The sequence below is a fragment of the Thalassotalea ganghwensis genome (genome assembly GCF_053485795.1).
In genome coordinates, this window is sequence record NZ_JBQRUM010000023.1 from 15116 (window position 1) to 33396 (window position 18281).

The following is an 18281-nucleotide window of genomic DNA, read 5'->3' on the forward strand; positions in this document are numbered from 1 at the left end:
TTAAAAGAAGTTAATTTTAGCTGGCCACTCTTCTGCCCAGGTATGATGGGTTTCCTCACCTTGAGCTTTTAATGCCTTCGTTAAAAAGTCGATGAAAACACGCACTTTGGCAGGTAAATAGTCACGTTTGGGATAGATTGCAAAGACGCCGCTTTCTGGTTGTGGCGGTCTAAAGTATGGGTAAAGAGATATCAGGCTGCCATCGTTAAGCCCTTGCTTTGCCAGAAAGTGGGGCAGTTGCGCAAACCCTAAGCCGTCAGCGCACATATGTGCCATGGCTTCACCATCATCGGTAATGTGGCTTCGATTAAGCTCGTAAGGCTGATACTCGCCATATTCGTTCGGTAAGAATATTGGCTGAAGTTGCCGAGTTTCTTTAATTTCAAATCCGATCCATTGGTGATGATGAAAGTCGCTCGCCTGACGAGGTGTGCCATATTCGGCGAGATAAAGTGGCGAAACGCAGGTTAAAAAGTCCATCGGACTTAAACGTCGTGCGATTAAACGACTATCTTTGATGTAGCCTGTTCTCAAAGCAATATCAATATGGTTATCGATAATATCAACATGAAAGTCGTTAATTTGTAGCACTAACTTTATTTGCGGGTACTGACGACAAAACGCTTGTAATAGCGGCCTTATGTATAGGTGCCCATAACATACGGCTGAATTTATCGTTAATGTGCCAGAAGGGCTATCGTTTAAGTGTTGTAATTCATGTTCACATAGCGACAACTCTTGGATCATTTTTCTGACCGTCTGCGCGTACCGGTTACCGGCCGATGTTAATTTTAACTGCCGTGTTGAACGTTGAAATAATATCAATTGCAGCTGAGCTTCTAAGCGGCTTATCGCTTTACTGACGGTAGATGGATCGGTGTTACAACGTCTTGCCGCTGCGGCAAAACTTCCGCCATCACAGGTCGCTAAAAATATTTCTAAAGAGCGCAGTTTGTCCATTTGCTTCGCTAATAAAGTGAGATAACTCCACTATATCATAACTATTCATGAAAACTATTCATGGATGTTTGGGTGTTTTCACTATTTTTCCTTTGTCTTTGTCTTTCTAAACTATGACCAAACTTAAGCTTACTTCGTTAAAGAAATAGATTGTTGCCCAAAAGGAATATATTCGATGAAAACCGCTGTCGCTGAAAAACTCGATATTACCGTCACCCACTATATCCTGCTTGGTTTTATTGCTATGGCAGGCCTTGCTTATATCAACTTTATGCCAGGTGTTATTGATGCTTTGGCAGGAGGAATTGGTTTTAATCAACAGCAAGCTGGACAAATCGTAGCGATTAATGGCTATGGAGGTCTATTGGGAAGTCTGTTAGCGATTGTGATCGTTAATCGTATTGGTTGGAAAATTACCTTGCTTGGACTGTTTATCATTCTTGCTGTAGTTGATGCCAGTACGGGCTTGTTTTTTGACTATCAATTGATGTTGTTGTGGCGGTTTTTAGCCGGGGTTATTGGCGGCTTGTGTTTAGGAATAAGCTTTGCGCTTTTGGCGAAAATGCCAAGTCCTGATCGTGCTTTTGGTGTTTTACTACTGATCCAGTTTTTAGTCGGGTCTTTAGTGATCTATCTCCTACCTGATCTTGAACGTCTTGTTGATGCTTATGCTGTATTTTATGTGATGGCAAGCTTTAGCGTTATCAGTTTTTGCTTTGTGATCTTAATACCAATGGCACGTCTTAAGGTTGAAGCCAATGAACAGGCAAATGCTAACCAAGCGCCAGTAGATCATATTTTTAAGGCAAAAAGCTTGTTGGTGTTGATGACTATATTTTTGTATCAATTTAGTGCCAGCGCAATATATGCCTACGCAGGACAAATAGGGTTATCAGCTGGTTTATTGTCAGATAATGTTAATACCTCGATCGCAGCAACAGGAATGTTAGGCTTATTAGGCGCTATGTTTCCTATTGCTGTAGGCAAAGACCTAGGAAGATCCAAGTGGTTAGTGATGGGTATTGGTTTGTCAGTAGCTAGCTGCTTTTTATTACATTTTAGTGCGTCTACCCCGTTTTATGTTGTTGCTTTAGCGTTACTTTTTGTCGCTTGGCCTGCAGTGCAAGCCTATTTATTGGCAATGACTGCTGACCTTGATAGTAGCGGTCGCCTTTCAACTGTTGCTGCGATGGTTTCCTTCTTAGGTTTAGCGTCTGGGCCTTTACTCGGTGCAAGCCTTATCAATGAACAGCACTACCAGTTATTGCTTAATTCATGTGCGCTGATTTTTGTAATGAGTCTAGCGGTATTGTTTAAACCCATGGTTGGCTTAGAAAAAAGTCGTCTGCAATCCGCTAATGACCAACAACTAAACACGTCTCTTTAATCAATTTTAGGGTTTTATCTCACACGACAATAGGACTAGCTATGCTAAAACGTATGTTTAACAAAATGCTCGCTTCAATGAGCAAGCGTTACGATTATGATGTTAGTTATATGAGCGATATGGTGCGCTATGATAGTGCAGCGTTTATTAAGTTCATGATGTTTCAATCTTTGGCATCACATCAAGGTGGAGTTCCCAAGGCGCCACTGTATGCAGCAAAACTGCGTGCGATTATTTGGGATGATTGTGGCCCATGTACGCAGTTAGTAGTCAATTTGGCACTCGAAGCTAAGGTCAGTAAAGACATAGTTACGGCAATAATTGAACGTAACATAGAAAACTTACCAGCTGACGTTGCGCTCGTCGTTGAGTTTACAGATTTGGTATTGGCTCATGATCCCCAAGCTGACGACTTAAGAGAAAAAATTGTTCGCTTATGGGGGCATAAAGGCTTAATTGCCATTGGTTTGGCGATTAGCTCAATGCGTGTCTATCCTGCGTTTAAGTATGCACTCGGCTATGGTAATACCTGTAGTAAAATCAAGGTGGAGCAAGTTGATTTGAGCCCGACGCGCAGTATTGATGTCAGAGCTGAAGGAAGCTTCGATGGCTAAATCAGTTACTTGGCTGGCGATCCTTCTAGGGGTTCTTGGCATTGCCAACGGGGTCTTTATGATCGTATCTCCTGAACCATGGTATTGGTTGGTGCCGGGCGTACCTGATCGTGGTCCCTTTAATCAGCACTTTCTCCGCGACATTGGTATTATTTATCTACTAAATGGCGCTTCATTTATCTTGGGAGCGCTGTACACGAATGCTCGTTTTGCGATGTGGTTAATGCCAAGTGTCTGGTTAGCAGGGCATGCGGTATTTCACCTTTGGGAAGTTTTTGTTGGTATATGCAGTGTTAATTCCCTTAGTGAAGATTTTTCAGGTGTAACCTTACCGGCATTGGTCGCGATAGGCTTAACATTTCATGCATGGAAAGAGTACGTCAATGATAAATAAGGGGAAAGTGCTCGCTTTATGGGTTTTTATTGCATTAGGGGTAATGCTTGGACTCACGTTAAGTGAACTAAAGTTAAGTGAATTAAAGTTAAGTGAATTAAAGTCGCCCAATATCGAAACGCAAGCCATAGAATTATTGCAATCGCCGCGTCGACTGTCTGACTTTTCACTACCATCAACCATTGGTGATTTTACTCGCCAGTCATTGAAAGGCCATTGGACGATTGTTTTATTTGGTTACTTGCATTGTAGTGATATTTGTCCAACCAGTTTGATGGAGCTTGCTCAATTATCGCAATTACTTCAACCACAGCTTAATCAAGGTAAATTGCAAGTGGTTTTTGTTTCGGTTGATGCTAATCGCGATTCATTAGCTGAGGTTGAAAAATACGTAGGCTACTTTGATTCTCAATTTATCGCCGCAACCACGCGCCAAGTTGATGGCTTGGCCGAATCTTTGGCTATTCAATTTAGTGTTGTTGCTGCGCCCCAGGATAAAAATTATCAGGTCAGTCACTCGATCAATTTCTCATTAATTAACCCTAAAGCGGAGTTTGTTGGACGGTTTCGCCCAGGGTTTGATGCAAATAAAATAGCATTAGAATTAAGCGAACTTTTAACCTTATATAGTGAGTTGTAAAGACACGTCACTAAACACTTTTGCCTTCAAACAGGGCTTTGTTGTCAGTTAAGACCTTTTTTAAATACTGTCGACAGGCATTGATTTTTGCGGAATTTCTTAAATCTTGATGGTGAAGCAACCACACGCCAAAGTTGGATCGCGGTAGACGTTGCTCGCGTTTAATCACCTGTGGATCATTGATAATATCAGGCAAAAAACAAGGCATACGGGCTATACCTAAGCCAGCTTTTACCGCCTGGTGCATGGCAAATAAATCATCAACACGCATCACAATTTTAGGGTTATCGCAGTAGGTGAGTGCCCAGTCAGGCAGTTCTTTTTCACTTCCCCAGATAATAATCGGGGTTTCTTTCATTTCAATAAAATCTCGGTGCTGATAAATTGCATGTTGTAACTGGGTAATTAATGAGCCAATCAAATAATCTGGCGGATTAGGCGTCACTCTTACCGCAAGATCGGCTTCACGATTAGCCATATTTTTAAGATCTTTGCTGACCATTAAATTGAAAGTGATATCAGGGTGTTGATCGTTAAATTCCTTAAGCGGTTTAGCTAGCAGAAACACATAGATATCGTTCGGCATAGTAAGATTAACCGTTCCCTCTAAACGAGCATCATGGCCTTGTAAAATACGCGCTGCTTTGTGGGTATCTTGTTTTAGCGACACCACCAGATCATAAATCGCAGCACCAGCCGTTGTTAGTTGGTAGCCGGTTTGTCGGCGTTCAAATAACTTAACCCCATGAAGTTGTTCCATCGCCTGTATACGTCTCGATACCGTAGAGTGGTTAACGCCTAAGGATTGTGCAGCTTGTGAAAAGCTGCCGGTCTCGGCAACGGCACCAAAATATCTAAAATCGTCCCAGTTGTGCATTTTTGCAAAAGTATTTTGTGTTTTTTGTGAATTTATCAATAGTCAGCGCTTTTGTAAACTGCAGTTTATTCTTCCTAAGGAGATTTTTAATGGACAGTTATCAAGAAATTAACGGTGTACTTCAACGCTATTTTGACGGGTTGTATCACGCTGACGCTGATTTATTAGCCAGTGTGTTTCATATCAATGCTCATTATAGCTGTGCGGTTGATAAGGAGCTTATTCATTTATCGATGGAAGAATACTTTGCCAATGTTCGTCAGCGTCAGTCGCCAGCTAGCTTAAAACTTCCTCGCAACGATAGAGTATTGGCAATAGATATCGTTGGCCAGCATACCGCTATGGCCAAAGTGCAATGTGTGTTGGCACCAAGGGTCTGTTGATTTTTGTTTAGAATTTCTGCTGAGTGATAAAATGACGGTAATCAAGGCAAAACCTTTGAAGTTTAGTGAGCTCAACGATAAGTTTTTAACGAAGAGTAACGTCATTTTTGCCTCAGCCCTTCGGGCAATGGCTATTTTTTATACTATCGGCATTAGCATTCGCTCATTTGGAATGACCAAACTTCGCTCATGCTGCTTTGCTATTATCAAAAATAGCCCGTTGCAAAAATATAAACAAAGGTCAACAGACCCTAGGTATTTCACAGATTTTTTATCGCTCGTGAAAGTTCAAGGTCAATGGCTAATTATCAGTAAGGTCTTTGATCACCAGCTCACCCCATTTACATAACTATTTTTTACAAGGAAAAAACATGCCGTACATAAAAATCCAAATAACCGATGAAGGTGTCAGTGCTGAGCAAAAATCAGAGTTGATCAGCGGGACAACTAAGGTATTAGAAGATGTATTAAATAAGAAACCTCACACCACGTTTGTTGTCATTGAAGAGGTTCCCCTCGACAACTGGGGGGTAGGGGGCTTACCCGTTGAACAATTTAAAGTTAAAAACGTCAATTAAAAGGAGTCATTATGTATACACTTGTCACAATACCAGGTACGTGTTCATCAGGCATTCATATGCTGCTTAACATGCTTAGTATTGATGCTGAAATTGCCAATCGAGATGATATTTCAAATTATCAACAGCGGGTACCGACTAACCAAGTTCCCGCATTAATTGATGGGGAAAAAGTGATTACTGAAGGAGCTGCGATCATTTTATACCTATTTGAACAACATCAAATAGCCCATGATCTCTACGGAAGTAAAGCTGATTTTTATCAATGGTTGATGTTTAACTATGCAACTTTGCATCCGTCGTATAGCAAAATTTTTACAGCCCAGCGCTTAATGCAAGAAGGTAAAGAGAAATCTCAATTTCTAAATCAATTGGCCCAAAGTACAGCAAGTACTTGGCAGATTATCGATGCAAGGCTAGCAAAAAGCCCATATTTAGCGGGTGAAAAAATATCGGTACTAGATTACTTGTTAGCGATTTATGTTAACTGGGGAAATTATTTTCCTGAAATTGACATTCCTTTAGGTGATAACGTCAAGCGTTTGATTAACCAAGTTAGCCAAGATCCGATATTTGTTGAAACGTTTAATAAAGAAGGTGTCAGCTTCAACCTGCCAAAAGGTGCTTAAACTAATTGGTATGAAAACACCAAATCATCTCTGGGCAGCCTTAACTTGCTGCCCAGAGATGCTGTTGTTCGCGTTACTGACACTGTTTCGGCGCATACAATTTAGCATTTTCACTGAGCAATACTTTTAGGGTACTGATTTGATGACATTGTTTAAACACGGTTGAACTGAAGCCAAAACTCAAAAGATTAGTATTATCAAATAAGGGAGATATATCGGTTATCGGGTTGTTATGAAGGCTAAGTTGTTTAAGTTGTGGTTTATTGGCTAAAGCTGTGACGTCTGATATTTTGTTATAACTAAGAATAACTTCGGTTAGTTGCGTAAGCTCGGTTAACGATGAAAGATCAATAATTTGATTTTGCATCGCAGCGAAGATTTTTAAATGCATTAGTGTTTCCACCCCACTTAATGAGCTTAAGCTAGCTTTATTGGCCTGAAGCTCAATAAGGTTAGGGGCGTTTTCGATACCTTGAGTGGTAATCAGTTCTTTTATCCCAGCAACCGAAATCACCTTCAACTGTGGCATAAATGGTAATGTTTCCAGAGAGGTTAGTTGGTTATTTTGCAGATAAAGCTCTTCTAGACTGGTTAAGTCAGCCAAAGAAGAAAGATCGCTAATCTCTTGATCCTGACACCCAAGTTTAATCAATTCACTTCTATGTTCAATCTTTTGCTTTCGCATAGCCGCCCAGATACAACGGTCTAAACTATTTTTCGATTTCAACTGTTGTTTGGTATTAGCTTGAGCTGTGTCATTTGAACGGCTTTGAGGATGAGAACCTGATAATTCTGAAATTTTCCAATAACCTAACTCTTCGGTTACGGTGGCTATATAACTCATCGCAAAAAGTAGTGCGATCCATTTAACTTGTTTTCGCGCAATAAAACCAAAAATAGTCAGTAAACAAAAGGCGATAGCCAGAAGCGGTAGCGCCCAAAATTGAATAAAACTGTAAATGCGATGGTTTGTTTCATCATTAGCGTCTATTAATACCGAAACTTCGGTACCTACCATTTGCCCGCACAGTTTTCGTGTGGGTAGCATCACCTTGCCGGCAACTTTCACACCGTTATTTGTTTCCGCGATCGGATAGTATTGTACTTGTTCTTTCCTGCGACTGTTGGCAGACGACCTTGTATCGCTTATTTCAACCCATTTGCTATCGCAGCTGACAATGGTTGCCGGTGTTTTGTCTAAATAGGTAAGTAACAATAGGCGGTGACCGAGCAGCAGTGTCGAAATCACGGCTAAGGCAAACAAGAATAGCTGAACTTTTGAATTGAGATTAAATGAAGACCTTACTGACATTAATATTCCTTTATTGAGATAACGGCTTGTGAACAGACGGCTGATGAATTTTAGATATTATCGTCATAGTATCGTTTTAACGTTAGACTTCATAGACTGTTGATAAGGTTGATACTATTACTCTTTAACTTTTTTCATTCCTACCTTGACATAATTTTAAGTGCTAACTACTTGCCACTTAGAACCAAATAATCTGGCGCTAGCTTAGTAAAATTGTATCTATGTACTATTATATGGGCACTGAAACAGTATCCGGACGTACTCATGAAAACCTTATTTAAACTCATTGAAGTAATGGTCCTGTTGTTAGTTTTTACTTACCACGTAAATGCTATAGCCAATTCTTATGTTGCTGGTGCAAACTATTCCAATGGGCAGCTTTACGCCCTGTGCTTTAACGACTTAGCGCCTAATCAGGCGCCATTAAGGTCAACTATTAGTGCTGATGCGGGTGTAAAACCTGTCTCACTGGCCTTTTATACCGGGAAAACCGATGAACTGGGTAAAGAGGAGTTACAGCTTTTTGCTGCTGATGAAGCAGGTGTGATCAGAAGATTCTCTTGGGGTGAAACGACCGAAGTTGGTACAGAGCCGCAAAAAGATTGTAATGCTATTGTCATTCAGCAGACTGGTGTGTTGTATGATAAAAACCAAGGTGCTGGTCCACAAAGCCCAGATGGCCTAGTGATTTTACCAGGGGATAAACTATTGGTGTTGAACTCCAGTAACGGCGGCGGTGCTAGTCAAGTTTGGTTGTTTGACTTATTGCTTCCCAATAGCGCACCACAGCTACTAATTGACAATATCCCTCATAATACCCTTGCTGAGTCTGTGCTAATTCCATCGAATGCTAATTCAGTGGATTTACAAGAAGATGTCTTAATTGTTGTCAATGAACCGTCAGCAGTACTGAGAATTGATAAAAACTGTTATCAAAGCAATCAATGCTTGGCGACTGATGTCAGCTACTTTATTAATGAAAATCAATTGCCTGGAACACCTTCTGGTATCGCGTTTATTCCTCCTCCTAATCAAGATAAGCTGATTGTAAGTATGAGTGGTGGGACAATTGCATCGTTCGACATAGGAAGTGGACAAGCGCAAGTTGAATCTAGCGAGTTTATTACCGGTTTAGGCGCAGGTAAATTTAAGGTGAAATCATTGCGTGATGTTAATGTCAACAACGTCAACAATGATGAAGTATTAAGCTTTGAAGCGAATATTTATATTGCTGGGCGAAATAATGGCAGCATCAAAGAAATGAAAGTCACCGTCAGTAATGATCAACTTGTCCTCGTAAATGACCAAGTTCAAGAGGTTAATATCGGAATTGAACATCCTAGAGCGTTAGCAACCACCTCAGATGATTTTATTCGCATCGACGCGTGCACGACCGATTGTCCAGATAATATTGTTGTTGATATATCAACGGTTATACAGCATTCATGGGATCCTTCGGCATTAACAGGTGAAAACTTAGCTGGCTATATAGGGGAATCTTATCATGTATTGAAAGACCCTCGTCCTGCTTGTCAACTTAGCAATGAAGGCTCAGAAACTCAGCCATTATACATCTCTAATGATAACGTCTATATGGTTGAACCAAATGATCCTAACCGCGTGATGATCCCAGCACATTTATGTGGCTCGCCTGCAGAAGATCCTTATTTGATATTGGTGCGCACGGTTTCAGATATTGATCCTCAAAAAACCACCATAGCGCATAAGGCTTATAATACTGACTTTAATGAAGACGGTGTTGCAGACCTAGATTGTTATTCAGCTGATCGAGAACGTCAACCCGCATTAGGTTGGGCACCCATACCTGAGTTGGCAGAAGACCCCATTGTTGAAGGACAGCAAATTATTGATACCGCTACTGGTTGTGGCAGTGTACGTTCAGCAACAAGAGAGTGGTCTTACTTTGTCATCGGGTTACGGTATCAGTTATTCCCGCTTCCCACGTCAAAAAGTCGCAAAAAAAGTGCTAAAGAATACACAAGTAAGTTTGGTGAAATTATCAGTGAAGAGTTAACCAGTTTGGCAAATTCTATCACTGAAGCTAGCAATATTCCTGCTTGTGACGTCAATAGCGTAGCAAGAGATGAGGTACTTGCTGAAATTATCACGATACAAGATAACATTGCCTCAAATTTAAATAATAAAACCTTAAATGATATCGAGTCAGAAATGTTATCAGTACTCAATAAAGTTCGCGATAATGACATTTATCTGTCGGTTGCTGATAAGAGTGCAGCTTGTCCTAAAAATTATCGAGGCACTTTTGTTTCTAGGGCTACGCATTTGTATTTTTCTATTGCAACTAAAATGTTAGAGAAAGTTTGGGTTGAAAATTGCCCAAGTGACTCGCCCGTTGAAAATTGTTTTTAGTGTGTTTACGCATTAATGGTAGATAAGAGTTATAAATACAAGGCGTTTATTAGTTACAGTCATAGTGATGAGAAATGGGCTAAATGGCTTCACAACAAGTTAGAAAGCTATGGCATTCATAAACACCTTATTGGTCAAGAAACATCAGCAGGGGTAATACCAACATCACTTGCCCCTGTTTTTCTTGATCGTGAAGAGCTTGCTAGTGCTACGGATCTAGGCACAATGTTGACCGATTGCCTAGATAATGCGTGGTGTCAAATTGTCATTTGTTCTCCTAAGGCAGCCCAATCTCATTGGGTTAATGAGGAAATCAAAACCTTTAAACGCTTAGGCAAAGCCAATCGAATATTTAGTTTGATTGTCGATGGTGAGCCCTACGCGAGCAACAGCGAGTTTCCTGATCAAGAGTGTTTTCCTCCCGCGTTGCGATATCAACTAGATGAGCAAGGTGAGTTATCCGATTTGCCTGCAGAGCCTATTGCCGCAGACGCTCGTAAAGGTAAAGACGGTAAAAGTAATGCTTTATTAAAAATTATTGCCGGTATGTTAGGCGTTGGTTTTGATGCGTTAAAGCAACGAGAATTGCAGCGTCGACAACGTCGGATGATGGCGATCTCTTTTGCGACGACTTGCGGGATGATTTTTGCTATTGGTCTTGCGGTAACCGCGCTTATTGCTAGAGATGAAGCTGAACTGCAGCGTGAACGAGCTGAAGTTGAAGCGCAAAAAGCGATGGAAACTGCCGATTTTATGGTGAGTTTATTCTCTGTTTCCGATCCAAGTGAAGCACGCGGCAATACGGTTACCGCGCGGGAAATTCTTGATAATGGTGCACAGCGGATAGAGCACGAACTCAGTGATAAACCGCTAATCCAATCGACACTGATGAATACCATAGGGCAGGTGTATACGGCTTTGGGGCTTTACCAACAAGCTTCACCATTGCTTGAAAAAACATTATCGCATCGACGCAAGTTATATCAAGAGCAGCGAATCGCTGTAACAGATCTTGCCAATAGTATGGAAGGCTTAGCGAATGTTTATACCGAAACGGCAGATTACGAACAGGCATTGCAACTTTACCTTGATGCTTTAGCGCTACCCGAATCAATAGCACTTACGCAAAAAGTATCCTTGCAAGCTGGATTGGCCGAGATTTATTTTCGCTTAGGTAAATATGTAGAGGCTGAACCCTTGTTAACCGAAGTGTTAGCGCAGCAAACAGCATTATTTGGCGAGCAGTCTATGCAAGCAAGTCAGGCCTTACAACAGTTAGGTTTGAATATGTTTGACCAGGGTAAATACGAACAGGCTGAGCAATACTTAACCGCTTCTTTAACGCGTTTTAAACAAATTTTTGTACAAGCGCCGCATCCTGTGTTGGCGGAAAATATCGCCAACCTCGCCTTACTTTATGAATATACCGGTAACTATAAGAAAGCTCAGCAATACTACGATGAAGCGCTAGTTATGATGAAAGCATTGTATGGCGAAGCGCATCCTAATGTTGCTAGTGTTCATATGAGTTTAGCGATGGTATTGAATAAAAATGGTGAGTTAACATTGTCAGAGCACCATAATAGAGAAGCAATAACCATTCTCGCTACCGTGCATCAAGGGGAGCACCCAGAGCTGGCGAAAGCACTCAATAATTTGGCCTTCTTATTAAAGGATATGGGCAAAAACCAAGAGGCTGAACAAACGATAAAACAAGCCATTGATATGGCGAGCAAAACACTCGGAGAGCAGCATAGTGATGTTGCTAAGTATATGTCTACTTACGCTCGATGGTTAGTCGAACGTTTTGAATTTGAAAAAGCGATACCTATTCACCGTAAGGCTTTAGCAATTAAAGTCGCATTAACTGGGCGTATGCACCCTAGTGTTGGGATAAGTCAGTTTGATCTGGCTGAGGCGCTACTTGGCATTAATGAAGTTGAGCAAGCAATGACCTTGTCTAGTGAAGCGTTAGACACGTTAAATCAAACCGTCGGCGAAGGGCATACCTTGATAGCATTAGCACAAACTATTAAAGCTAAAGTTCATATGATTAAAAATGAAACGAGCCAAGCGGAAGTATTGTTATTATCGAGCTATGACATCTTGAGCCAGCGAGAATTTGTTTCGCCAAGCTACTTAAGAAAAGTGCTTAAGCAGCTAACTTACCTTTACGAGCAGCAAAAATTACCTGATAAATTTGATAAATATCAACAGCTCTTATCGAAAATTTGAGTTAGTGTGCTTCCTCAGGTTTCACATAAAGGGCGTTCTTTAGGCGTTCTTCTAATAAAGGATGAGAGCTTAAATACTCGTTAATGAGATGGTCTTGTACTTCAGAGTCTTCTGAAATACGTTTTAAGGCAATTGCCAAAGCGGCTGGTGATTTTCCAAGCTCAATCAGTTTGTCTCTAGCGTAACTATCGGCTTGACGCTCCAAATCACGTGAAAAGCTATTTTGAATCAGTGTTAGTGCGGTTCCACTAACCACTTCAGCTAAGTCATTTAGGTCCCCCAAAAAATACGTTAGCATTAATGATGTCGCAATGGATTCGGTCATTAATTGTAAACCATGGTTGTGTTCAACATGGCCAATTTCGTGCAGTAAGACCGCAACAATTGCATCAGGTGAATCTTTCAGTAAGTTAACAAATTGATCTGTGATGACAACGGTACCACCAGGAAGAGCAAAGGCATTTGCGCCAAGCGTATGACTGTTACGAAACAATAATTTATATTGCTGATGGTTGGTCCGCACTATTGAGACTAACTCATTCCATTGATGACTCACTTTGGCTTTGGTATCTAAACTTAAATGACTTTGCGTTAGTAGTGATTTTTCAAGAATAGACATGCTCTGATTGTCTATTTGATATTTCACAGGTTCCGGCAGCCATTTCACCACAGAGTGAGCTGCTGCGGGAATAAGATGAGCGGTTAACATATAAATGCAAATCGGTATGAGTAACAGTGACACCAACCACAAAGTACGATGTTGTTCGATAGCATGAAGTAGGTTGTTTGTTTTACTTTGATTACGGGATAACCTTTCAAGGTTTTCATCCGCCAAAATAACTACCTTAGCGCCATCTTCTAGAGAAAACTCCCGCGGTATTGAGCCGATCGCAGGGCTGAGCTTGATAGTCGATAGGGGCAATGTCAACAAAAGCGTTTTGCTGATCGCATCTTTAATTAACACACTTTCGCCGATTACATCGAGTACAACTTGCTGAGATATCGAACTAGCGGGCGTATGATATACGCCCTTTATTTCACTGTAGCTCATTAGGTTAATGCAACATCTATGTCAAAAACTTCAGATAGCTCCTCAGTTAACGCATTAGGACTATGCTGAATTTGATCGATTGCGTGTTGGTGGTTTTCAAATGCAAAAACATCGGTTCTTGAAACGAAAAAATGCATGGTTCTAATTTTTACCCAAGGTAAAGCTAAGCCAAAAGTACAGATTAACGCCAATAAGTTAGTTAACTGCAAGAAAACTAAGCTAGTCGCTTTGATATGCGAGTCAAAGTCAGCAATTCCGTCAAGTTCCGTATTTTTAAAGATATGATTACGAATTCTAGCGCTATACACCGCTTGGATGAGGGTAAATAATATAACGTACATAACGCCAATGACGGCAAATGCTAATGGGTTTGCTTCTTTTCCTGAACCGACTAATGCAATGCCGCCACTAAAAGCAATAATAAAAATCATTGCAACAATAACCGCTAAAACTATCAGTGCTGTTTTGTAGTAGTAACCGGTGTCAAGCTCAGGCTTAAAAGCTTTATCGCCATAACGTAAATTCGAAACCAGAAACTCATCCATTTTCTTTAAAACCCATGGTAGTGCTAAATACAGGGTAAAAGCACTCATAATTGGTAATAAAATAAAAGTAATCAATGCGTCGCCATATTTACCCGTGAAGTCAAAACGGACATTTTGGTAGCTGGTCATTCGGCTATTAAAGCGCAGACTTGCACAAATTAGAAAAGGCGTTAAAAAGAAAAAAGCGATAGCAAATGCTATCCCCGCAAGTGGATATAAGGACGAGAGAAACATATAAGAGGCAAAAATTAATACGGCGATAATTCTACCTTTTAAAATTTGTAATGGTTCGGCTAAGTAATTAAATCGATGATTATTCAGTTCGGTATTACCGTAGAAATAGCGCAAATTTCTTACTTTGGCCCAAGCGGAATAAATACCTAAAGTGACAATTGAAAGTAAAACGTTAACGATCCATATGCCAAAGTATTCTGACGTTGAGCCGTGAAAGCGAAGCGAAACCTGCTCCTTGGTTTGATGATTGTTCATAGTAAAGTTCCATCTGTTACATTTTTGTAAAGCGAGCAGTATTTAACCACAAGGTTTAGGTTTTGGTAAAGTAAAATAGACAACAGTTTTAGTTAAGGCGTTATTTTAAGAGGGGAGAATAATGCCAATGAGTATTGCTAAACTTACTTGGCTTCATATTAAAAATAGACTCCGTTGAATGACTCACTCTTATGGAAAGGCACTGCGTTATATTCCAAGCGAAAAGCGAACCTTTGAACTAACTAAGCTGTTAGTAATAATTGCCCGAGAGTAGACCTTTAAAATTAGTAACCTCTATGCCTAATTTAATTTGAAACCTTGCGGTTAAATTTTAACCTTAAGGTGGCTTCTAGAAAGAAAAAAGATAAAGCGTTTTACTCAGTACAAATAAGCTTTTTCAGCTTTTAAATGATACCGTTTAATTCTTAACGTATTTCGAATAGGTTCGAAAAATGGTGATTTAACCATGAGATACTTTCCAATAATAACGACTGTATATATATACAGGTATGATTCAGGTTTTCTAAAATGCTAACTTTCGCTTCCTGCTATATAAGTTAAACCACGCTCGCTTTGTTTTTTAACAAATCATAAGCCGCTAATATTAATAATAAAATTCATCAGTAATTTTGATTTAATAGGAAGTAATGTAAGTCTCGTTAAATAACGTCTCGCTTTGTTTTTTAATTCGTTTGCATGGAATGAATTAATGTGATGGAATATTTCAATATAAATCAATATATTATTATCGATGCGTTTAACTTTGATTTTGATTTACACAAAATGCAAAAGTGTACTTCTCGATAATAAGCGTTAGTTTTCCATGGAGTTGGGGTTAAGTATGCGGCGTAAAATAATCTTCATTTGCTCGCTGCTGTTCATAATTATTGTGTTTCAGTTTTTACCTGATTGGTTTTTTCAATCAATTACTGTTTTGGTTTTATTAACTTGTATAGCTGTACCAACTTTTAATTACTTTGGTCGAAAGCGGTTATATAAATTCATAGCAGATACGATGCACTCAGAAGGTTATGAGCTTTTATCTATAACAGAACATCAAGAACATTTTGGGGTAAAGTTTACTTATCAAGGTATAAAATATTACTCTAAATGCTCTTATTCAAAAAAGCTTAGAGAGGATGGTATTTGGCTGGACGGTTCTCCCAGTGATGTAGTGAGTCGGAAAACTAACAAGCAAATAAATCAGGACAAATAACAGTTGGTTTTTGCTCCTGCGTCGCTTATTTTAACCAACTGAAATTTGCCCATTATTAGGGCGTTATGTGTTTAGGGAAGAATGAGTAAAATTCAATATTTAGCGATTCTAGTTAGCGCGTTTATAGGGTTATTCTTGGGATCAATATTACTGCCTGAATATGACGACATTATTTACCCATTCGCACCAAATTTTTCATTGCTCTTTCAGTTTTATCAAACTATTTTCCCTCTGGGGTTGTTGTCAATGTTAATAGCTTTAGTTGCTTCATGGGTTTACAAAAAAACTATGTCATTCGCAGCTTTTTCTTCATTTATTGCTGTTGCAGTTGATTATAAATTTAACTTGTTCACTAACCTTTCTGAACATTATTTTCATTTTACTTTTGTGTTAGTGTATGGTTTTGGTGTTTATGTATCTTATTGGTTAGTAAAAACTTTATTAATAAAGTGTGGTGTTAAAAACACATAACAAGGCAATTATAAATGGGACGTCTAAAGCTTGGCTGGCGCTCATTCTTCGCTAATTATAGCCAAGCTTAATACGCCCCATATTGCGGCGTTAGCAGTACAAGGAGGTCAATCACATGCGTAAGCTTATATTCCTTTTATTAATCATTTCTCATAGCTCTTATGCTGTAGATTCCGAGCAAGCAAAGCAGGCAGCCAAAAGTATATTTGAAAAATCTTCTTCCGCTTATACAAAGGAATCTTTAACCAAAGTGTTTACTTCTGGTGGTTACACAGAGAAAGAATCAAGTGAATACGCTACCAAATTATTAAAGCTTTTTAATTCAGATGAATTTATCGGTAAGATTCAAGGTATTTACATTAAACATTTTACCGCAGACGAACTAGTGGAAATTTCTGAAATATTAGATCATCCAGCTTATGCTAAGTTCTTAAAGCTGAGGCCGGTAATACAGCAAGAGATGTCCGCTGAAATAAATAAAATAACTAGCAGCATCAAGTAAGTACTGCTAACAAGTCATTAAAGCTGGACAAAAAACAGTTGGTTTTTGCTCCTTCGTCGCTTATTTTAACCAACTATTTTTAACCTCTTAATGAGGCGTTATGTAACTAAGGAGTCAGCATTTAGCTGTCATTATAAGGAAAATTTATGAAGTATTTTGTTTGGCTAATAGTCATTGTAAGTGGGTATTATCTTTATGATAATAAAGACATTTCAACTTCTCAATTTGAAGTTAAATCACACCGTGATATTTATATTAAATTAAAATCATCACCAGTTAGTACAGAAGAGATACTAGTTGGAGCAACCGAGTTCGCAGCTACTTTGTGTAATGATACAAGCTTTCAGCAGCCATTAGGTGAAACAACAAGTTCTTGTTTGAATAAGTTAGAAAGTTTTAAAAACATGTGCTCAGAAAGTGTATTCGGTAAAGAAAGTAGAATGTTTACTGATAAAGATACGGTCGCATCACTGGCTAAAAGGTTTATTGGTTGTGTAGGCACTTTGTAGTTACATAACAAGCCATTGCAGAAGTGGGACTGTTAATAGCTTGCTCGGTTCCGCTTCGCTACACAATTTTAGCAAGCTATTATCAGCCCCTGAATGGGGCGTTAAGCCTCATCGAGGGAATGGAGTCTAAATGAAATTAATTATATGGTTATTCTCAATTTTTATTAGCTTTGGTGTTCTAGGTACAGAGCAAGAGTTACAACCAACAAAGTCAGGGCTATATGATGTTGGTGGGTTTAAGTTGTATCTTGAATGCTACGAAAATAATAAGCCTCAATTAATACTTGAGCAAGGCTTCGGTCTTTCTGGTTCTGATGGGGTTTGGCTAGAAAACATAAAACGGTTAAAAAACGTTTTTAGTGTGTGCTTATACGATCGTGCTGGCCTTGGAAAGAGTGAAAAAGGCCCTGTTCCATTTACAGTAAATGATATGTCCAGAAGGCTACGCAACTTATTACAAGCTGCAAATGTTAAAGCCCCTTATTATTTTGCAGGCCATTCGTATGGATCATATATTATAAACTCATATAACAATCAGTTTCCAAAAGAGGTGGTTGGAGTGGTGTTAATTGATCCGCCTACTTTCGGCTATTTTTATACAATGGGAACACGTTGGCCAAAAGAATTTAATACAGATAATAAGAAATTGCTGCGCCAGATGAACTTTGAGCTAACTGTACTTGATCCTTTATTTGAAAAAGTACCAGAAAAAGTAGATCACATGAAAAGTTATGAAGAATTAAAGAATGCTTCAACCTTTGGATCAAAACCTATAATTACAGTTCGCTCAAAAAACACAGGAAAACGTTATGACGCACCATTTGTCCCAGACGATATAGCAAAGAAAATGGATGATCTTGATAGTCAAGCTGATAGTTACTTCAAGAGCCTGTCAACAAATAGCCAAGTTGTATATTCGGAGTCAGAAAAACACTTCTTGCATATTCATGACAGTGACTTGGTTGTAAAAAGCATTAAGGAACTCGTAAGTAAATGAGGCTTAACAAGTGCCTAAACCACGGACGCAAACTAGCAGGCTTGCGCTCCATCGTCGCTGACTTTAGCCTGCTATTTCGCGCCAGTTAAGCAAGCGTTAGG

At 39.5% G+C, this 18281-nt stretch carries 20 protein-coding genes; 15 read left to right on the forward strand and 5 right to left on the reverse strand.

Going from position 1 to position 18281, the window contains the following annotated elements; all coding sequences use genetic code 11:
* Nucleotides 1-960 carry a LysR family transcriptional regulator gene (locus ACSLUH_RS17790; protein WP_448569515.1) on the reverse strand — a complete coding sequence of 320 codons (960 nt, stop codon included), beginning with the start codon at nt 958-960 and terminating at the stop codon, nt 1-3.
* Between the two features lie 175 nt (nt 961-1135).
* Here ACSLUH_RS17790 and ACSLUH_RS17795 point away from each other — a divergent pair, with 175 nt between their 5' ends.
* Genes ACSLUH_RS17795 through ACSLUH_RS17810 form a run of 4 tightly spaced genes read left to right on the forward strand, consistent with a single transcriptional unit; the run spans nt 1136 to nt 3995 of the window.
* Nucleotides 1136-2347, forward strand: coding sequence for an MFS transporter (locus tag ACSLUH_RS17795; protein ID WP_448569517.1), 1212 nt, complete (start codon nt 1136-1138; stop codon nt 2345-2347).
* Nucleotides 2348-2388: 41 nt separating this feature from the next.
* A complete protein-coding gene (locus ACSLUH_RS17800) occupies nt 2389-2961 on the forward strand; it encodes a hypothetical protein (protein ID WP_448569519.1) in 573 nt (190 codons plus the stop codon).
* Nucleotides 2954-3355, forward strand: coding sequence for a hypothetical protein (locus ACSLUH_RS17805; protein WP_448569521.1), 402 nt, complete (start codon nt 2954-2956; stop codon nt 3353-3355). The genes ACSLUH_RS17800 and ACSLUH_RS17805 overlap by 8 nt, the downstream gene beginning before the upstream one ends.
* Entirely contained in the window at nt 3345-3995 is a 651-nt protein-coding gene (locus tag ACSLUH_RS17810) for an SCO family protein (protein ID WP_448569523.1), read from the forward strand. Before ACSLUH_RS17805 ends, ACSLUH_RS17810 begins: the two co-directional genes overlap by 11 nt.
* Nucleotides 3996-4005: 10 nt before the next feature.
* On the opposite strand, the gene ACSLUH_RS17815 is transcribed toward ACSLUH_RS17810, so the two are convergent.
* Nucleotides 4006-4911: a LysR family transcriptional regulator gene (locus tag ACSLUH_RS17815; protein WP_448569525.1), complete on the reverse strand. Its 906-nt coding sequence runs from the start codon at nt 4909-4911 to the stop codon at nt 4006-4008.
* Nucleotides 4912-4961: 50 nt separating this feature from the next.
* Between ACSLUH_RS17815 and ACSLUH_RS17820 the strand changes: the two genes are divergently transcribed.
* The 4 genes from ACSLUH_RS17820 to ACSLUH_RS17835 all read left to right on the forward strand — a co-directional run bounded on the left by ACSLUH_RS17820 (nt 4962) and on the right by ACSLUH_RS17835 (nt 6462).
* On the forward strand, nt 4962-5255 hold the full coding sequence (locus tag ACSLUH_RS17820; protein ID WP_448569527.1) for a nuclear transport factor 2 family protein: 294 nt from the start codon (nt 4962-4964) through the stop codon (nt 5253-5255).
* A gap of 172 nt (nt 5256-5427) precedes the next feature.
* The gene (locus ACSLUH_RS17825; protein ID WP_448569552.1) at nt 5428-5604 is read left to right on the forward strand and encodes a nuclear transport factor 2 family protein; all 177 of its coding nucleotides are present in this window, start codon (nt 5428-5430) and stop codon (nt 5602-5604) included.
* A gap of 22 nt (nt 5605-5626) precedes the next feature.
* A complete protein-coding gene (locus tag ACSLUH_RS17830; protein WP_448569529.1) occupies nt 5627-5833 on the forward strand; it encodes a tautomerase family protein in 207 nt (68 codons plus the stop codon).
* Nucleotides 5834-5844: 11 nt separating this feature from the next.
* A complete protein-coding gene (locus ACSLUH_RS17835; RefSeq protein ID WP_448569531.1) occupies nt 5845-6462 on the forward strand; it encodes a glutathione S-transferase family protein in 618 nt (205 codons plus the stop codon).
* Between the two features lie 73 nt (nt 6463-6535).
* Here the strand turns inward: ACSLUH_RS17835 and ACSLUH_RS17840 are convergent, their stop codons facing one another.
* Nucleotides 6536-7774 carry a leucine-rich repeat domain-containing protein gene (locus tag ACSLUH_RS17840; protein WP_448569533.1) on the reverse strand — a complete coding sequence of 413 codons (1239 nt, stop codon included), beginning with the start codon at nt 7772-7774 and terminating at the stop codon, nt 6536-6538.
* Between the two features lie 264 nt (nt 7775-8038).
* Between ACSLUH_RS17840 and ACSLUH_RS17845 the strand changes: the two genes are divergently transcribed.
* Together ACSLUH_RS17845 and ACSLUH_RS17850 are read left to right on the forward strand one after the other, a co-directional pair.
* On the forward strand, nt 8039-10165 hold the full coding sequence (locus ACSLUH_RS17845; RefSeq protein ID WP_448569535.1) for a hypothetical protein: 2127 nt from the start codon (nt 8039-8041) through the stop codon (nt 10163-10165).
* 15 nt (nt 10166-10180) lie between these two features.
* A complete protein-coding gene (locus tag ACSLUH_RS17850; RefSeq protein ID WP_448569537.1) occupies nt 10181-12400 on the forward strand; it encodes a tetratricopeptide repeat protein in 2220 nt (739 codons plus the stop codon).
* A gap of 1 nt (nt 12401) precedes the next feature.
* Here ACSLUH_RS17850 and ACSLUH_RS17855 read toward each other — a convergent pair whose 3' ends face one another.
* On the reverse strand, nt 12402-13451 hold the full coding sequence (locus ACSLUH_RS17855; RefSeq protein WP_448569539.1) for a M48 family metallopeptidase: 1050 nt from the start codon (nt 13449-13451) through the stop codon (nt 12402-12404).
* On the reverse strand, nt 13451-14485 hold the full coding sequence (locus ACSLUH_RS17860; protein WP_448569541.1) for a YjgN family protein: 1035 nt from the start codon (nt 14483-14485) through the stop codon (nt 13451-13453). Before ACSLUH_RS17860 ends, ACSLUH_RS17855 begins: the two co-directional genes overlap by 1 nt.
* Nucleotides 14486-15326: 841 nt before the next feature.
* Here ACSLUH_RS17860 and ACSLUH_RS17865 point away from each other — a divergent pair.
* The 5 genes from ACSLUH_RS17865 to ACSLUH_RS17885 all read left to right on the forward strand — a co-directional run bounded on the left by ACSLUH_RS17865 (nt 15327) and on the right by ACSLUH_RS17885 (nt 18180).
* Entirely contained in the window at nt 15327-15701 is a 375-nt protein-coding gene (locus ACSLUH_RS17865) for a hypothetical protein (RefSeq protein ID WP_448569543.1), read from the forward strand.
* 81 nt (nt 15702-15782) lie between these two features.
* Nucleotides 15783-16172 carry a hypothetical protein gene (locus tag ACSLUH_RS17870; protein ID WP_448569545.1) on the forward strand — a complete coding sequence of 130 codons (390 nt, stop codon included), beginning with the start codon at nt 15783-15785 and terminating at the stop codon, nt 16170-16172.
* 115 nt (nt 16173-16287) lie between these two features.
* Entirely contained in the window at nt 16288-16674 is a 387-nt protein-coding gene (locus ACSLUH_RS17875; RefSeq protein ID WP_448569546.1) for a DUF2059 domain-containing protein, read from the forward strand.
* Nucleotides 16675-16820: 146 nt separating this feature from the next.
* Nucleotides 16821-17183: a hypothetical protein gene (locus ACSLUH_RS17880; RefSeq protein WP_448569548.1), complete on the forward strand. Its 363-nt coding sequence runs from the start codon at nt 16821-16823 to the stop codon at nt 17181-17183.
* A 130-nt stretch (nt 17184-17313) separates the two neighbouring features.
* Nucleotides 17314-18180: an alpha/beta fold hydrolase gene (locus tag ACSLUH_RS17885; RefSeq protein WP_448569550.1), complete on the forward strand. Its 867-nt coding sequence runs from the start codon at nt 17314-17316 to the stop codon at nt 18178-18180.
* The last annotated feature ends 101 nt before the right edge of the window (nt 18181-18281 follow it).

Bases quoted from the DNA above. Each gene is read 5' to 3' on its own strand.
- ACSLUH_RS17790 (WP_448569515.1), bottom strand. From the start codon at position 960: ATGGACAAACTGCGCTCTTTAGAAATATTTTTAGCGACCTGTGATGGC.
- ACSLUH_RS17795 (WP_448569517.1), top strand. From the start codon at position 1,136: ATGAAAACCGCTGTCGCTGAAAAACTCGATATTACCGTCACCCACTAT.
- ACSLUH_RS17800 (WP_448569519.1), top strand. From the start codon at position 2,389: ATGCTAAAACGTATGTTTAACAAAATGCTCGCTTCAATGAGCAAGCGT.
- ACSLUH_RS17805 (WP_448569521.1), top strand. From the start codon at position 2,954: ATGGCTAAATCAGTTACTTGGCTGGCGATCCTTCTAGGGGTTCTTGGC.
- ACSLUH_RS17810 (WP_448569523.1), top strand. From the start codon at position 3,345: ATGATAAATAAGGGGAAAGTGCTCGCTTTATGGGTTTTTATTGCATTA.
- ACSLUH_RS17820 (WP_448569527.1), top strand. From the start codon at position 4,962: ATGGACAGTTATCAAGAAATTAACGGTGTACTTCAACGCTATTTTGAC.
- ACSLUH_RS17825 (WP_448569552.1), top strand. From the start codon at position 5,428: ATGACCAAACTTCGCTCATGCTGCTTTGCTATTATCAAAAATAGCCCG.
- ACSLUH_RS17830 (WP_448569529.1), top strand. From the start codon at position 5,627: ATGCCGTACATAAAAATCCAAATAACCGATGAAGGTGTCAGTGCTGAG.
- ACSLUH_RS17835 (WP_448569531.1), top strand. From the start codon at position 5,845: ATGTATACACTTGTCACAATACCAGGTACGTGTTCATCAGGCATTCAT.
- ACSLUH_RS17840 (WP_448569533.1), bottom strand. From the start codon at position 7,774: ATGTCAGTAAGGTCTTCATTTAATCTCAATTCAAAAGTTCAGCTATTC.
- ACSLUH_RS17845 (WP_448569535.1), top strand. From the start codon at position 8,039: ATGAAAACCTTATTTAAACTCATTGAAGTAATGGTCCTGTTGTTAGTT.
- ACSLUH_RS17850 (WP_448569537.1), top strand. From the start codon at position 10,181: ATGGTAGATAAGAGTTATAAATACAAGGCGTTTATTAGTTACAGTCAT.
- ACSLUH_RS17855 (WP_448569539.1), bottom strand. From the start codon at position 13,451: ATGAGCTACAGTGAAATAAAGGGCGTATATCATACGCCCGCTAGTTCG.
- ACSLUH_RS17860 (WP_448569541.1), bottom strand. From the start codon at position 14,485: ATGAACAATCATCAAACCAAGGAGCAGGTTTCGCTTCGCTTTCACGGC.
- ACSLUH_RS17865 (WP_448569543.1), top strand. From the start codon at position 15,327: ATGCGGCGTAAAATAATCTTCATTTGCTCGCTGCTGTTCATAATTATT.
- ACSLUH_RS17870 (WP_448569545.1), top strand. From the start codon at position 15,783: ATGAGTAAAATTCAATATTTAGCGATTCTAGTTAGCGCGTTTATAGGG.
- ACSLUH_RS17875 (WP_448569546.1), top strand. From the start codon at position 16,288: ATGCGTAAGCTTATATTCCTTTTATTAATCATTTCTCATAGCTCTTAT.
- ACSLUH_RS17880 (WP_448569548.1), top strand. From the start codon at position 16,821: ATGAAGTATTTTGTTTGGCTAATAGTCATTGTAAGTGGGTATTATCTT.
- ACSLUH_RS17885 (WP_448569550.1), top strand. From the start codon at position 17,314: ATGAAATTAATTATATGGTTATTCTCAATTTTTATTAGCTTTGGTGTT.